We start from the raw sequence: 15920 nt of genomic DNA, 5'->3' as shown, positions 1-15920 counted from the left end.
TTCCGCGCGTTCGGCCAAAACCTCGGCGACACCGGCCGCCTCATCGGAGCCCGCATCGGCCAGTGCGGTGTCGAGCGCTTCGAACAGGCCTTTCTGAATGGGGGAGTACACCTCTCGATGCGCATCCCACCAAGTGCGCAAAGCGCCACCGGCTTCGGTGCGCGCCAGCACAACGGCCGCCTCGGCGGCCGAGACTTCGGCGGCGGCCGATTCGCGCAGCGTCCGAGCCCGCTCGGCGAGCTGTTCGGCCCGATTCCGTTCGGCCGTAGCGGAATCCATCAGGCCGAGCGCCTTGCGGACCGCGCGCACGTCGGCGTCGCGTTCCTCGGCATGTCCGCGGACCGCGGCGGTCAGCTGATCGCCACGGGCCTGGTCGGCCAATCCGGCCCAGGTGATGCCGGCCTCTTCGGCGGCGGCACGCAATTCGTCCTCGCCACGGGCCAGCGCGGCGGCCGCGTTCTGTACGGCCGCTTTGGCGCGCTCTGCTTCCTGGCCGCGCTGATCGAGGGTTTGCCGGGCCTTGAGCGCCTTGTCCTTGTGTGCACCGGCCGAGGTCTCCAGGCGGCGCACCGCGTCGGCGAGATCGTCGAGTTGTTGTTTGCCCTCATAGGCGCTCGAGCGTTGCAGGGTTTCCCGGTCGGAAAGCGCTTGTTCGTAGGCGCGGTCGGCATCGTCGGCGCGCGCCTCGGCGGCGGTGCGTTCGGCGTCGCGACGTTCACGCAATGCGGTGGCGGCGAACAGGGCGGTGCTGGCGTGGGTCACCGCATCGAGTCGGGTCCGTAACTGATCGACATCGGTCTTCGCTTGTACCGCAAGGTATTTGCGATATACGCCGACGAACGACCTGGTGGCGGTATCGGCGTGGACCAGCCCCTCCAGGGTGCGCCCGACCTCCTCCATATCGCTGAACGAACGCGCCGCGTCCAGGATCAGCTGCTCGTCGAGCGGGCGCAGACCATCGGTGAGCGCCTGCGAAAGTCCCCGCGGATCAAGGTTCTTCGCGAGTTGGGGACGGCGTAGCGTGAGGATGAGATTGATCAACTGGTCGTAGCGCTGAGTGCCGAGACCGAACATGCGTGCGTCGATCGCATTGCGATACTCGACCGGTCGATCGACGATGGCGTCGGTGCCGATCTGTTCGGCCAACTGCTTGCGGGTCAGCGGCCGATCGTCGGGGCCGATGAGTGAAAAGTCAACGCCCGCACGGCCGTCGGTGACAAAGTACCAGCGGGTCACCTTGTCCGTGGACCGGGTGGCACGCATACCGATGCCGATGGTGACGACCTCGGGATCGTCCCATTTACCGCGCGCGAACTCCATCCACACATACGAATACGCGGACTCCTGCTTGCGGTACAACAGGTTCGACTTCATGGTGCGCTCTTCACCCGCGAACGGATTGAGCCTGCGCGGTTCGATCCGGCCGTCGAGCACGAACGGGAACAGCACCTCGAGCGCCTTGGTCTTACCGGAACCATTGGGCCCGCGCAGTACCAGCCTGCCGTCGGCGAAACAGTATTCCTGGTCGCGGTAGTCCCACAGGTTGATGATGCCGGCGCGGGTCGGGACGAAGCGCACTCCGCCATGGATGAGCGACATTGTTTAAATCCCTTCCGTACCAACGCTGTCGGCCCCGAGCGTGTCGGAGGCGGTGACGAACAATTCGGCGGCCCGCTTGGTACGGACGGTGACGACCGCGCCGCGGTAGCGAGCCAGTGCGGGCAGAATTATCAGACCGTCCTCGACTACCTGGACCAGCCGCAGCCGTTCCAACAGGGCGGTCACCTCCCTGGCCAGCCCGGGCACATCCGCCTGCCACTGCGCGGCGAAGGTGACACCGTAGCGGTCGGCCAGCGCCTGCACGGTCTCGCCGACCCAGCTCGCTTCGACGAACGGGTACGTCGCACGCGCATACGCCATCACCTCCGCGTCGGGATCCGAAACCTCTTCCACGACTTCGGGATCGGTCGAAGGGAGATCGGCGAGCGGTACGAATACGGTGGACTCCGGGATTGCGCCATCGAGTTGCTCGGCAAGCGCGACGGCCGGATCGGGTGCGCCCGGACGCACCGGGACCGGATTGTCGATATCGAGGACACGATCGGCGATCTCACCGACCAGCAACAGCGCCACCTGCGCCAATGTGCCGGTGCCCGGAAAACGGACATCGGACAGACGCCCGGAGACATCAATCAATGCGACGCCCTCCGCGCGGCGTTCGGCCCGCAGCCCCGTGAACTGTTCGACATCCGCGACGACCCGATCCTGCAGCAACAGCGGTCGTTCGTCGTAGGCCAGATCCTCGGCGTACACCACCGGACGCTCCACGAGACTGCGCCGCACCCGCCGCGCCGCATCGGCGGCCTGCGCATCGGCGGCCGGACCGTGCGCGAGCGCGGCCTCGGTCAGCAGACCACGGACACTGTGCAGGTGCTGCAGCGCGCGCGGCGGTCGAAACAGCGCGAAAACCACCGGCCGGTCGATGTCGTAGAGCGCCTCACCCGCCTCCGGATCGGCGGCCCAGCCACCCGCATCGCCATCGGCCAGGGTGAGCGCACCCCGATGCGCGAGCCAGCCGACAGCATCGACGAAGGCATCGCGGTCGGCGGCGCGGTCGGGTGACAGTTCGAGGCCGTCGACCCGGCCGGTATAGGCGGCGACCTGATCGGCCAACTCCGACAATGTGATCTGATCGCCGGCGCGGCCGAGCGCTGCCAGCGCCAAGGCCAGATAGGCGTAGCGGCGGCGGTCGAAGACGCGCTCGGTGACGGAGCGGGCGGGTTTGCCCGAATCGAGTCGGTCGACGACCGGGAAGACCCGGGCCGTCGTTTCGGTGACCTCGAGTCGGTAGCCGAACAATTCGGCCAGATCCTCGCGGAGTTCAGTGGCCCAGCGCCGGATCAGTGGCAGTGCGATCCGGTCCGGATAGGTCCGGGTGACCAGGTGGTTGGCGAGGATTACGCGGGCGGCGCGCTGATAGTTGTCGAGCGCGAGCGAATCGATGCGGCGGGCGTTGATCATGCGCGCCGCCCGCGGGTGGACTGCTTCACCTCGAGGCGGCGGTTGTTCAAATGCAGTAGCCCGCGTGCGGTGCGGATCACCGTCGAACCCGGATGTTCGGAGACGGTGAGGGTGACGCCGCTATCCGAGCCGGTGGTGCCGTCGACACGGCCGCTCACCGGAACCCAGGCCGTGGACGCGGCGTCGAGCAGACGCAGCAGCACCTCGGTCTCCCGTTCGTCGAGGACGCGCTCGTGTACCGAGGCGGCGGCCAGGGATTTGGCGGCCTCGGCGCGGGCACGCTGCGCATCCAACTGCGCCTCGCGGAGTCGGCGAATTCCCGCGTCATTGCGTTGGATTCGGGCGGGGGCACCGGCCTGCGGTGGCCTACCGGTCTCGGCGAGGGTGCGCGAGATCTCCAGTGGCGGTGCCTCCCACCAGGAGCGGATCGCGGGAATCAGATCCGCATCCGGATGTTCCAGGGAAATATGACGCGGCCTGCCGAGACCGAAGACGGCGTCGAAGAGCGCATGCGCGCTGTCGGTGGTCGGGGCTGCGGTGAACCAGCCCGCGAGATGCCGCAGCGCCGATTCGCGACTCACCCCGCCCTTACGTGAATCGGTGACCCGCCGCAGCAGCGACAGCACGGCGGCAATGGCGCTCATGGTCGCCTCCCGCAGCCGATCCGCCTCGGTGGAGGACGATTCGCCGGGAATATCGGAGGCCGTCGCGACGAACCAGGTCCGCAGCCCCTGCCAGCGCGCCCGCCAATCCGCTTGCCGCTCGGCCGGACTCAGCAGCACCCGTTCGTCACAGCGCGCCGCCCGCTCGATGAGTTCCTCGACGCCGGTCTCCTCGATCTCACCGATCGCGGCGGCCAGGCGTGGCGCGAAGCGTGCCAGATCCATGCTGAACTCGCGCATATGCGCGAGCAACGCGTCCTTGTGCGCCAGGAACGACTCCGGGGTGATCTCGGTGGTACGGACCATATCGCCGAGCGAGAGGTAGAAGTGCGCGGCCCGCGCCGCCATATCCGAGAGAGCGGCATCCAGGCGGCGCAGCGTCCGGTACACACGTTCCGCATCACCGGCCTTATTCGCCTCGGCGAGGGTATTGAGATCCGCGAGCAGTTCGGGCAGCACCAGTCGCGACAGCGCCGCCTCGTCCAGCCGCGCCTCGAGCACACCCGCGACCGCCCGATATGCCTTGAATCCGGCCTGTGTCAGCTGATAGACGTAGTGCCGATTCCGATATTCCGCGAGCGTCGCGGCGCGCGTGCCGTCATAGCTGCGCTCGACCACACCCCACTGATGCAGCTGATCCAACAGCGGCCCGATCTCTGCGCCGGTCAGCTGCGGTGCATCGGGCGCACTGCGTTCGATCCAGGTCGCGACATCGTCGGCGTGTAGCAACACCACATATGCCGCGCGCGCACTGTCGAACGCCCGCAGCACCCATAGATACTCCGCTCGCTTCTCGGCCGTGGCGAACGAGAACAGCCGCAACCGCTCATCCCATAGCGCGGGCGCGGCATACGGCAGGCCGTCAACGGAGTCGGTCACCGGGAACAGGGTAGTAGCGGGTCGGTCGCGGGTGTCGAGACCGACCCCCATTCGGCGTGGCCGCGTCCGGTTTGTACCCGTTCGCCACCCGGTGACTCATAGGTCGAATCGGGCCCGCAGCCCGATCTTGACCTGCTCGAGCACCTCCGAGGTGAGGTCACCGACCTGTTCGGTGAGACTGTCCTTCGGCACGATGGCGATGTCGTACAGCGCGATTACCTGCGAACTCTCGGGCATTGCGACGGTGAGCAATTGATGTCGCGACGGAACTTCGCGAGCCTCGCGCACCGGCGCGGCGACCAACATCGGCCGCTGCCGAATCACCACATCCGAATCCACGATCACCACCGTCGCGCGACGCCCGGAGATCCGGCTGACGAGATTCCAAATCTGGCCTTGGTGCGTGGGTTCAGCTGGCACGGCCGAACAATACTTGTTCGGCGGTCTGCTCGGCGTCCTTCACCCATTCGGTCCCGGTGCTATCCGGCAATGCCCTGAGTTCATCCTCGAGCAACTGCCTGCGCACGGCCTTGGAGATGTAGTCGCTCAACTTATCGTCGGATGCCGCACGGAGACGGGCCGCGAGATCGTCGTCCATCGAGATATTCAGGCGCACCGTCATACAGCAGACTTTACAGCGGATACCGCACATAGTGGTACAGAGATGGCCACTACCTGCGGAATTACGTCGGCGGCAGGAGGCGCCGGAGGAATGTCTTCCCCTGTTCCAGCAGGGCGTCGATGCGGGTCGCCCCGAGTGGGTTCTGGTCGACGATGTCGACCACGCGACCCAGGTTGGTCAAGGCGAATTCCATATCGCGGAGCGCGCGGGGGCTGGCCGGATCGGTTTCGAGGACGTCCTTGGCGATCGCGAGGGCCTCGCGGTAGACCTCGACGGCGGTGTCGTAGTCGTGTTCGCGTTCGGCGGCATCCCCGATCGCCCAGAGGATCAGACCGACATCGCGGTGCAGTTGCAGATTCTCCGGGTCGGCGGTGGCCGAGCGGCGGGCGATGGTGAGTGCCTCGGTGTTGTGGCGGAAGGCGAGAGTGAAGGCGCCGGTCGCGGCGGCGACCCTGGCGAGTTGGTGGTGAGAGATGCTCAGGTCGCGCTGCTTTTCGGTATTGGTGGGGTCGGCCGCCGCGAGTTGTTCTGCGAGGGTGAGGGATTGGGTGTAGTGGTGGTCCGCGGCCAGATAATCGCCGGTGCGGACCGCCAAGTCGCCGAGTTTGTCATGGGAAATACTGAGGTCGCGCTGATTTCGGGCATTGCCAGGGTCGGCGTCGGCGAATCCGCGGTGGATGGCGAGGGCTTGGGTGTAGTGGGTCGAGGCCGTGGTGAGTTCGCCGAGCTGCAGTGCCACATCGCCGGATCGGTTGAGTGCGATGGCGAGATCGCGTCGGTACTCGGCATTGCCGGGATCCTTGTCGGCGAGTTCGCGGTGGATGGCGAGGGATTCGGTGAAGAAGGTGAACGCTTCCTCGGGCGTTTCGTAGAGCAAGGAGGTGTCGCCGATCTGCTGCATGGCGATGGCGACATCGCGGGTGATCTCGGTATCGCTCGGATCGGCAAGCGAGAGTTCGGCACTGATGCGCAGCTTTTCGAAGTAATGCCTGCTCGCGGTCTCGCCGTGCCCCGCGCGCATGGCGAGATCACCGAGTTTGCCGTGCGCGATCGCCAGGCCGCGCCGGGATTCGGCGGCGTCGGGGCCGGATTCGAGGAGACCGCCGTGCAGCGTGAGCGATTCGGTGTAGAGGTAATGTGCGCCGTCGAGATCGGCGGTCAGCACGGCCAAGTCGCCGAGTCGGGTGCAGGCGTTGGCGAGGTCGCGACGCAGGTCGACGCGGGTGGGGGCGTTATCGGCGAGGGAGCGCCGGATGGCCAGTGCCTCGGTGTGGTGGGCGAGGGCCGCTGTGAGATCGCCGGTGCGCACGGCGATATCGCCGAGGCTCTCCAGTGCACGGCTGAGGACCTGTTGCATACCGACGTTGTGCGGGTCGGTATTCGTGAGATGCCGTGCGGTGCGCAGGGATCGGCTGTAGTGCTCGCGCGCCGTGCCGAGATTTCCGGCCAGCATGGCGAGTTCACCGAGGGTGTCCAGCCCGATGACCAGCGCGCGTCGGGCATCGGCACTGCCCGAGGTCGATTGGACCCGGGCCCGCAGCACCTCGACCAGCGCATACTGGCGATCGGTTGCGGCAGCGAGGTTCCCGGTCCGGCGCAGTGCGCGCACCTCGCGCTCGCCGAGCTCGAGATAGCCGGGAGTCTCGGTGGGCAGTGTGGGCATGATCTCGCCGAGCAGGGCGGCGACCTGCAATTGGTCCAACTCGCGGCAGAAGGGGATGACGAGTTCGGTGAGTTCCGTATAACGACCCGCGGTGAGGAGATGCCCGCACGCCTCGCTGTAGTCGTCGAAGTCACGGAAGCCAGCCGAGATTCGGGCCATCCGCATCCCGTGGGCTCGGTTGTGACGGCGAATGCGATCAGTGCCCTGGTGGGCGTCGAGGGCTTGGGCGACCCACGGGTGCACGAGATATCGGTCGTCGTCGGTGGTCAACAGCGTCAGCCTGAGCAACGTATCGATGGCCGCCATCACTTCGCGGCGCTGGTCCCGCGTCGCGTGGGCACCGAAGCGGGCATGTGAGATATCCAGATCGCGCAGCGGCGTCCGCGAGAGCGAGATCTGTAGCAGCAGTTCGCGTTCGGATGCATCGAGTAGGTCGAGCAGCGCGTCGACGAGGATGTCGCGGGTGCCGAGCACCACCGCGGTGTCGAGGCTTTCCGACAGCGTCCGGTCCTGGCCGAGATCGACGGCGTGTTCGTCGGCCAGTCGGCGTAGCCGTTCACCGACCGGCCGCAATGTGCCGTCACCACCGCGCAATAACGCGTCGACGAATTCGATGAGCCGCGGGTGTCCACCGATTGTCCGCGCGACCAGCCGCTGCTCGTCCACGCGCAAACCGCTGATCTGTGGCAGCCGCAGGAACATTCGCTTCAACTCCGCGGGGCTCAGCGGAGTCAGGCCGACCTCGGTGAGATCGCCGGGAACCGGATAGCGACAGGTGACCAGCAATCGGCCTGTCCCGGCAACCCGGCACAACTGTGAAAACTGTTCGGCGAAACCGGGATCGAGGAATTCGGCACCGCCCGGTCGGGTCAGATTCTGCTCGAAATCATCGAACAGCAATAACACTCGGCTCCCCGCCAACAACCGATGGACATGCTTCAGTGCCTGCTCCCCGCTGTCACGGGCGAGCGCATCGGACACCGTGCGCAATGCCGGGTCGTCCTCGATCGCCGCGCGGACTGCGTCGCACAATGCGGACGGATTCCATTGCCCCACATGTTCGGCGATATGCCAGCCGCGCTCGCGCATGCGCGCGGCCACGCGACCGGCCACCGCCGTCTTCCCGAGCCCGCCCATCCCGGTGATCACCACACCCGGCCGCCCACGCGACGAATCGAGCGTCCGGACGATATCGCGCACCGGCCCACGACGACCGATCAGATATCCGACCGGCAACTCACGCACCGTCGCACCGCTCGGCGCTTGCGTCCGGCGCCCGAGCGGCCGTGGCGGCGCCGTCGGATGCCAGAGCGGGCGGTCAGCGACGCCGGTGAGCAGCGTCGGCACGAACCATTCGGGCGGAACCGATGCGCCGTCGGCGAGGCGCTCCTGCTCGAGGGCCTGGCGCGCCTGTCCCAATGCGAAGGCGACCGACCCGGCCGGATGCGCGGACAGCATGGCGTAGAACGATTTCGCCAACAGTGTGGCGTACCGGTCCGACACCCGCGTCTGCATGACGAGCACTCGCTCGACACCCCCGCTGATCAGCGTGCGCGCCAACCCGGCGGGCCCACCGTCGACACCGCCGCAACTCGACAACACCACCAGCGGCAGTGCCCGCTCCGAAGCACGCAGCGCGGCAATGAGGTCCGCGGCCTCGACCACATCCGGATCGCCGTCCTCATCCTCCAATTCCAGAATCGTCGCCGACCCGTGCGCACTCAGATGTAGCACGTGGAACTCCTCGGCCCGCAGCGCCGCGGTGATCTGTTGCAGCGAAGCGACTTCCAGAATGCGCACGCCGCCACCCACGGTCGGCACCTGTGAGACCGCGTCGAGGATCGCCTGCATCTCCGCTTCCACATCCAATGCCACATTGGCCGTGCGGGTCTCGGTCGGCGCGGCGACCGCGGCCAGGACTTTCAACGGTCCCGGTGTCAGCACAGGGGTGGGCTGCCCGGTACCCGAATGCCTTCGGGCGACGGCTACGGTCGGCCGCATGGCCAGGGGCATATCGTCGGCGAGTACCAGCATCTCGTAGGGGAGCAGCATCGTCTCGTCGTCGACATCGAAGACGACCTCGGTATCGGAGCCGTCGACCAGTCGCGTCAGCTGCCAGGTCGTGTGTGGTTCGAACAGTGCGTCACGGAGTGCGGTACCGATCTGGACGACCGCTCGACGCACCGTTTCCGGTTGACCGCCCACCGCGTCCCACGCGCACGCCACCAGATCAGGCAGTGGCGCTATCCGTTCACCGATGGGCGCACCCGCCTCGAACACTGTGGTGCGTAGCGATTCGTTCGCATCGCGACGCACAATGATGCGAACCCGATTCATCGCCCACCCCTTACCGCCGGCGATGAGTCAAACGTACGCCGAAATGATCACTCGCAGGACAAGGTCCGCAACTGATCCAGATACACCCGGGTGCGCGGATCGCCCGGATAGCGCTCGATGATTTCGCGCGCCGCCTCGCCCGCGATCCACATCAGCGATGGCAGCGACCGCCGCTTGCCCGCGAAGGCCCGCATGCCCTCGTCCAGCGCGAGCTCCAGATCGCGGTCGCGCACTGCGACCACCGCGAGGGTCAGATGTGCCTCGGACACCCGCATCGGATTGCGTATCGTGCCGTCGGCGCGGGTCGAGTGGCGGATGACCTCGCGCGCATAGGATTCCGCGAGCGGATCCTCACCCGCGACCCGGCAGCAGTCCATGGCGTAGAAGTCGAACTTCTGCGGATCGACCACGAAATGGTTGTCCAGATTGGTCGGATGGTCGAGTCGCTCGAGAATAGCTCGCCCCTGGTTCAGCGAGGCCTCCACCTCGCGCCGATCACCCAGGCGGGCCCAGGCCTTCGCACGTTGTGCGCATAACTGGACGCCGACGCCGAGTTTGCCGCTGGTTGTCAACGCCGGGTCGACCGCCTCGATCGCACCCCGATAGTTGCCCTGGGTCAGTGCGAACCAGGCCGCCATTTCCGCACTCCAGCCGGTGATCTCGGGATTCTCGGCTTCCTGGCCGAGCGAATAGGCCGCGCGGCGAGTGGCTTCCGCGGTGGTGCGCCGACCGAGGTCGTAGTCCACGCAACCGACCAGCAGTGCGACCCAACCGGCCAGTACGAGAATTTCGCGATGCTGCGCCAGAGTCAGTCGGCCGTCCAGCAGCGAGGTGATGCGGCGCAACCAGGAGGTGCCCTCGGTATGCAAATCGTGCGGATCGGCGAACGGATATTCGCAGCACAGCCGCTCCGCGGTGATCCGGATGGCATCGAGTGTGGCCGTGGAGACGTCGGACATCCGTAGCCTGCCAATGAATTCGAGGGTGTCCATCCCGGTTGCCGAGAGCAGTTCATCGTCGCGGTTGGGACGATTTTTCGGGAAGAACGCGGCCGTCACCGTATCGAACGCGGCCGCGATGATAGGGGCATAGAAATCGTCCGGACGCGACTCACCCGACTCCCAGCGTCGCCAATTACGCAGCAGGGTACTGTCCGTCGGCAGGTTGTGCGAAGACTTCGCGCGCATCACACGGACGGCGTCGGCTTGTGACCACCCCCGCGCATCGCGTTCGGAGCGCATTCGGACAGCCCAGACGGGTCGATCGTCTCCAGCGGCCACGTCTGTAGTATCGCATCAGTTAACGCTCAGTGGCCCGGATAGGGCATACAGATGTCACTGGGTTGACACCTGCACTCGCAGTTTTGCGTCCTACATGATGGATATGGGCGCGGAAGATTTGCCACGCTCGAGATGCAAGAACATCTGCTCTTACAAGTGCGCAGTACCCCTCGGCGACGGGGGTGATCCACATAAGAGAACAGCGAGATCCCCAATCCAACGGAGGTTCGGGTGGAAGCGTTGATCTATGGATACTTGCGTGACGATCTGGCCGATGGCCACAGTGCAGAGCTCGAGGATGCGATGAGCAGCCTCGCCCGCGAGGAAGGGCTCTGCTTCGCCGCAACATTCCATGAATCGACCTCCGGTGACGGCACGGCATTCGCCGAGCTGACCCAGGAGCTCAAACGGGCGGACGCGCATCACGTGGTGGTGCCGTCACTCGATCACTTTGCCGGCCAGACGATTCCGCGAGACATTCTGCTCGCGAAGCTGGCCCAGGATGCGGCGGCGCAGGTGTGGACCATCGAGAGCTGTGCGCTTCCAGACGAGGCTCTTGGCGAAGAAGCTGTGCACCAGGACTGACCTGCGTCGCAGGTTCGCCACCAGCCAGGTCGCGACCGCACCGGCCGCGAGGGATGCGAGCAGCGCCGCGACATGGTGTTGCCCGAATGGCGGATAGACCTGCCAATGCAGCAGATAGACGAATAACGAGCTGTCGGCCAGCAGCGCGGCGACCCCAGCCACCAGGGCGGGCACGCGGACCGCGGGCAGCCAGATCAGCAACAGCAGGCCGGACATCACCAGCCGCTCCCGATCGGGAATGCCGAAATAGCCGGGCACCGAGATCAGCAGCACCACGCTCACCAGCAGCCGCTGCCAGATCGCCGTAGCCTTCGCGGCCGCCCAGCCGAGAGCGAAGAACCAGCAGGCCAGCGGCGAGAACGGCACATCCTTGGCCGGGTAGAGCCCGAACGACCAGAGCCGGAACGCCATAGTGAGCCCGACCAACCCCATGGCGAACCAGAACGGCTCGCGCCGCTGCACGGCATCGATGAACGGCACCCGCACCAACAGCGCGGACACGACCATGAACAGCACAAGCACCTCGATGAACCACAGGTGCCCTGCCGTGTCGCTGTCGCGCGGTCCGAGAATCTTGTTGAGCAGCAGCACATTCTGCCAGCTGTAATAGTCGGTGAACAGCAGTGTGAGCGCCACCCAGGCGGCGGTCGGAATCGCGATGAGCGCCACCGTGTGCAGCGCGTGCCGCAGCCGTTCGGCGCGCGGAGTCATGGTGACCGCGAAGCGGGCGAAGTTGAATCCGGCGACACCGAGCAGGATATGTGCGGCGCCCCAGAGCACGAACATGCCGATATGCGAGCCCGCGATCAGGACGATCCCGGCGGCGCGCAACAGGGTCGGGGTGTCCACGGTGCGACCGAATGTCCGGTGGCCGTCTGGAACTCGCTCGAGTTCGGCGACGGTCAGGTCCGGCCAGTTCGCGGGCAGTCGCCCGAGTGCACGCTCGAGGCGGGTCGAGGTGGTGATGTAAGTCAGCGAGTTGCCGCCGAGATCGACGAAGGTGCTGTCGGGCCGGACCCGGGCCGGATCGATGCCGAGGGCAATGGCATAGAGCGCGCGGATATCGCGTGGCGGCAGGTCGGATTCGGGTGCGGCGAGTCGGCGGATCGCCGGATAGTCGGGCTTGCCATTGGGCAGGCGCGGTATTTCCTCGACCGCGCAGGCGCGAATCGCCGCGGTGGGCAGGCCGGCCAGTTCGGCGGCGGTCGCGGCGAGCGATTCCGCCGGAGATTCGGCGGCGACGACCAACTGGTCGTCACCATCGGCACAGCACGCCGTGAAACCGGCTGCGGCCAAACCGGATTCGAGCCGTTGCAGATCGATGCGCAGGCCGAAGATCTTGGCGAACCGGCTGCGCCTGCCGACCACCTGGTACAGGCCCCCGGGTGTGCACCGGGCCAGATCGCCGGTGTGCAGTGATTCGACCGTGCGGCCGAGGGCGAGATCGTGTGGGCTGTCGGCGTAGCCGAGCATCACATTGGGTCCGTGATAGACCAGCTCCTCGTCATCGCTATCCGGCACCGGCTCCAGGGTGAATCGGCCGCCGGGAATCGGCTTGCCGATGCAGTCCGGATGTTCGGCGGCCAATTCCGGTGGCAGATAGGCCATTCGCGCGGTCGCCTCGGTCTGGCCGTACATGACGACGAAGTCCCAGCCCGCCCGCTTGCCGAGCCGGGCGTAGTCGCGGACCCGTTCGGGTGCCAGGCGGCCGCCCGCCTGGGTGATGTAGCGCAGGCTCGGCAGCGTCATCTCGGCGAAGCCGATGCGTTCGAGCAGATCGATCGTGTACGGCACCGCCGCGAAAGATGTTGCGCCGGAGCGACGGAACTGGACCCAGAATTCGTCGTCGAGGACCGATCGGTCGGTGAGCAGCAGGCTCGCGCCGCGCAGCAGATGGCTGTGCACCACCGAAAGTCCGTAGCAATAGAACATCGGCAGGGTCGTCGCGGCGCGATCATCGGCGTCGATGGCCAGATATTCGGCAATGGCGTCCGCATTCGACATCAGATTCGCCGCGGACAATCGCACCAGCTTCGGTGAACCGGTCGAGCCCGAAGTACTCAGCAGCAGCGCCAACTCCGGATGCAGGCGATGCGCGGAGCGGGCCCGCCGGATATCAGGCGGGCCCGCATCGATCACAACATCGGGATCATAGGTGTCCAGCAATTCTCTGGTGATCTCCGCGGTGAGCAGCACGACACAGCCCGCGCTCAGCGCGCCGAGATACGCGACGAGCGAGTCGATATCGTTTCGCGCTGCGAGCGCGACGAGGCGCCGGTTCGCTCCGAGCTGCCGCGCGTACTCCTCGACACGTGCCGCCAGCTGCGCATAGGTGATCCGCTCCAAACCATCCGGCACCGATTCCGCTGCTGTGACGGCCGCCGAAGGAGATCGAGAGCAGAGGACGGCGATCCGGTCGTCGAAATTGCGAAGGTGCGCGACGATCCGGTGAATAGTCACCCGGGAAGTCTAGATGGCAAGCCTTTCCATACCTACGCGTGGCCCCACGGCGAACTTTCGGTGAATTGTCCGAACCTGGACTGCGACGGCGCGAATCGATTACAGCCCGAAGCTGCCCGGACCCCGCCTGCGCAGGTACTTTTCGAATTCGGCCGCGATCGCGTCGCCATCGATCTTGGCCATCGCGTCGTTGAGATCGACGGCCGCGTCGCCGCGTTCCTCGAGCGAGCGCACGTACTCGCTGATCTCGTCGTCGCCGACGGTCATCTCGTTGACGGCGGTCTCCCAGTCCTCGGCCTGTTTGGGCAGCTCGCCGAGTGGCACCTCGATATCGAGCACATCCTCGACGCGGTGCAGCAGCGCGATGGTCGCCTTCGGATTCGGCGGCTGCGAGACGTAATGCGGCACGGCCGCCCAGAACGAGACGGCGGGTACGCCCGCCTTCACACACTGATCCTGCAACACGCCGGTGATACCGGTCGGTCCCTCGTAGCGGGTCTGCTCCAGGCTGAACCGCTCGGCGGCTTCCTTGCTATAGGCCGACCCAGTCACCGGTACCGGGCGGGTGTGCGGGGTGTCGGCGAGCAGCGCGCCGAGTATGACGACGGTCTGCACGCCGAGTTGTTCGATGAACTCGAGCAGATCCGCGCAGAAGCTGCGCCAGCGCATATTGGGTTCGATACCGCGCAGCAGCACCACATCGCGATCGCTACCGGGCGGCGAGCAGACCGAGAGCATGGTGGAGGGCCACTGGATTTCCCTGGTCACACCGTCGACCTGACGCACCGTCGGCCGATTGACCTGGTAGTCGTAATAGTCCTCGGAGTCGAGTTCGGCCAGCGGCTCGGCATCCCAGATCAATTCCAGATGCTCGACGGCACCACTTGCCGCATCACCCGCGTCGTTCCAGCCTTCGAAGGCGGCGACCAGCACAGGATCCCGCAAAGTCGGCAGTTCCGGCTCGGGTGATACCGGAGATTCACTGGAGTTCACCCCGGTCAGCCTACGGCGTGTGAGCACTGGGCGTTGAATTTGCGCAGTCGGCGCGGCACCGTCGGTTCATCTGTCTGGGCAGGTGTGGCGCCCGACACCGGTACGGTGGTTCGGCATGTCGTAGCGGCCCACTACGCTTGATCACATGTCTGAGTCCAGCCCAGTCGCCTTCGATACCACCCTTCTCGACACGCTCCGTCGGCGTGTCGTGATCGGCGACGGTGCGATGGGCACGATGTTGCAGGCGGCAGATCTGACCCTGGACGACTTCCGTGGTCTGGAGGGCTGCAACGAAATCCTCAACGACACCCGCCCGGATGTACTGCGCAATATCCATCGCGCGTACTTCGAGGCCGGTGCGGATGCGGTCGAGACCAATACCTTCGGCTGCAATCTGCCGAACCTCGCCGACTACGACATCGCCGACCGGATTCGCGATCTGTCCGAGCGCGGCACCCGCCTGGCCCGCGAGGTCGCCGACGAGATGGGCCCGAGCGCGGACGGTACCCCGCGGTACGTGCTGGGTTCGATGGGACCGGGCACCAAACTGCCGACACTGGGTCATGCCCCCTTTACCGCGCTGCGCGATGCTTACACCGAGGCCGCGCTCGGCATGCTCGAGGCCGGTGCGGACGCCATCCTGATCGAGACCTGCCAGGACCTGCTGCAGGTCAAGGCAGCGGTGACCGGAAGTCAGCGCGCGATGGTCGCGCTCGGCCGGCGGATTCCGATCATCACCCACGTCACGGTGGAGACCACGGGCACCATGCTGGTCGGCAGTGAGATCGGCGCGGCGCTCACCGCGCTGGAGCCGCTCGGTATCGACATGATCGGATTGAACTGCGCCACCGGCCCGGCCGAGATGAGCGAACATCTGCGCCATCTGTCCCGGCATGCGACGGTTCCGGTGTCGGTCATGCCGAATGCCGGTCTGCCGGTGCTCGGCGCGAACGGCGCGGAGTACCCGCTGACCCCTGAAGAGCTGGCAATCGCGTTGCGCGGCTTCGTATCCGAATTCGGGCTCGCGCTGGTCGGCGGCTGCTGCGGTACGACGCCGGAACATATTCGTCAGGTCACCGCGGCGGTGCGCGAGGTGGAACCGACGCTGCCGCCGCTGCAGGCGCGCCGCGAACCGGTGCACGAGCCGAGCGTATCGAGCATGTACACCGCGGTGCCGTTCGAACAGGATGCCTCCGTCCTGATGATCGGCGAGCGCACGAATGCCAACGGCTCCAAGGCATTCCGCGAGGCCATGCTCGCCGAGGACTGGCAGAAATGCCTCGATATCGCCAAGGATCAGACCCGCGACGGCGCGCATATGCTCGACCTGTGCGTCGACTACGTCGGACGCGACGGCACCAGGGATATGTCGGCGTTGGCGTCGCGACTGGCGACCGCCTCGACCCTGCCGATCATGC

The 15920-nt window shown here is 66.3% G+C and carries 10 protein-coding genes; 1 reads left to right on the top strand and 9 read right to left on the bottom strand.

Annotated elements, in window-relative coordinates:
- The 9 genes from ON44_RS18515 to ON44_RS18470 all read right to left on the bottom strand — a co-directional run.
- Positions 1–1599: endonuclease (locus ON44_RS18515; protein WP_040691712.1), on the bottom strand; the 1599-nt coding region annotated here is incomplete at its 3' end.
- Positions 1600–1602: 3 nt separating this feature from the next.
- Positions 1603–3018, bottom strand: a complete 1416-nt coding sequence (locus ON44_RS18510) for a TIGR02678 family protein (RefSeq protein ID WP_040691724.1) — start codon at positions 3016–3018, stop codon at positions 1603–1605.
- Positions 3018–4505: a TIGR02677 family protein gene (locus tag ON44_RS18505; RefSeq protein ID WP_040691721.1), complete on the bottom strand. Its 1488-nt coding sequence runs from the start codon at positions 4503–4505 to the stop codon at positions 3018–3020. The genes ON44_RS18510 and ON44_RS18505 overlap by 1 nt, the downstream gene beginning before the upstream one ends.
- A gap of 153 nt (positions 4506–4658) precedes the next feature.
- Positions 4659–4982, bottom strand: coding sequence for a type II toxin-antitoxin system PemK/MazF family toxin (locus ON44_RS18500; protein ID WP_040691710.1), 324 nt, complete (start codon positions 4980–4982; stop codon positions 4659–4661).
- Positions 4972–5184, bottom strand: coding sequence for a hypothetical protein (locus ON44_RS18495; RefSeq protein ID WP_040691708.1), 213 nt, complete (start codon positions 5182–5184; stop codon positions 4972–4974). Before ON44_RS18495 ends, ON44_RS18500 begins: the two co-directional genes overlap by 11 nt.
- 61 nt (positions 5185–5245) lie before the next feature.
- Entirely contained in the window at positions 5246–9184 is a 3939-nt protein-coding gene (locus ON44_RS18490; RefSeq protein WP_040691704.1) for a CHAT domain-containing protein, read from the bottom strand.
- Between the two features lie 47 nt (positions 9185–9231).
- Positions 9232–10371 carry an NsdA family TPR-like regulatory protein gene (locus ON44_RS18485; protein WP_040691718.1) on the bottom strand — a complete coding sequence of 380 codons (1140 nt, stop codon included), beginning with the start codon at positions 10369–10371 and terminating at the stop codon, positions 9232–9234.
- A 531-nt stretch (positions 10372–10902) separates the two neighbouring features.
- Positions 10903–13509, bottom strand: coding sequence for an AMP-binding protein (locus ON44_RS18475; RefSeq protein ID WP_051182177.1), 2607 nt, complete (start codon positions 13507–13509; stop codon positions 10903–10905).
- 99 nt (positions 13510–13608) lie between these two features.
- Positions 13609–14511, bottom strand: a complete 903-nt coding sequence (locus tag ON44_RS18470; protein ID WP_051182178.1) for a PAC2 family protein — start codon at positions 14509–14511, stop codon at positions 13609–13611.
- Between the two features lie 136 nt (positions 14512–14647).
- On the opposite strand from ON44_RS18470, the gene ON44_RS18465 reads away from it, so the two are divergent.
- On the top strand, positions 14648–15920 hold a 1273-nt coding region (locus ON44_RS18465), incomplete at its 3' end, for a homocysteine S-methyltransferase family protein (protein WP_040691713.1).

Origin of the sequence: Nocardia vinacea NBRC 16497, from assembly GCF_000308835.1 — a bacterium.
GTDB lineage: Bacteria > Actinomycetota > Actinomycetes > Mycobacteriales > Mycobacteriaceae > Nocardia > Nocardia vinacea.
This window is presented reverse-complemented; position numbering and strand designations above follow the sequence as displayed.

Bases quoted from the DNA above. Each gene is read 5' to 3' on its own strand.
- ON44_RS18495 (WP_040691708.1), bottom strand. From the start codon at position 5,184: ATGACGGTGCGCCTGAATATCTCGATGGACGACGATCTCGCGGCCCGT.
- ON44_RS18485 (WP_040691718.1), bottom strand. From the start codon at position 10,371: ATGCGCGCGAAGTCTTCGCACAACCTGCCGACGGACAGTACCCTGCTG.
- ON44_RS18490 (WP_040691704.1), bottom strand. From the start codon at position 9,184: ATGAATCGGGTTCGCATCATTGTGCGTCGCGATGCGAACGAATCGCTA.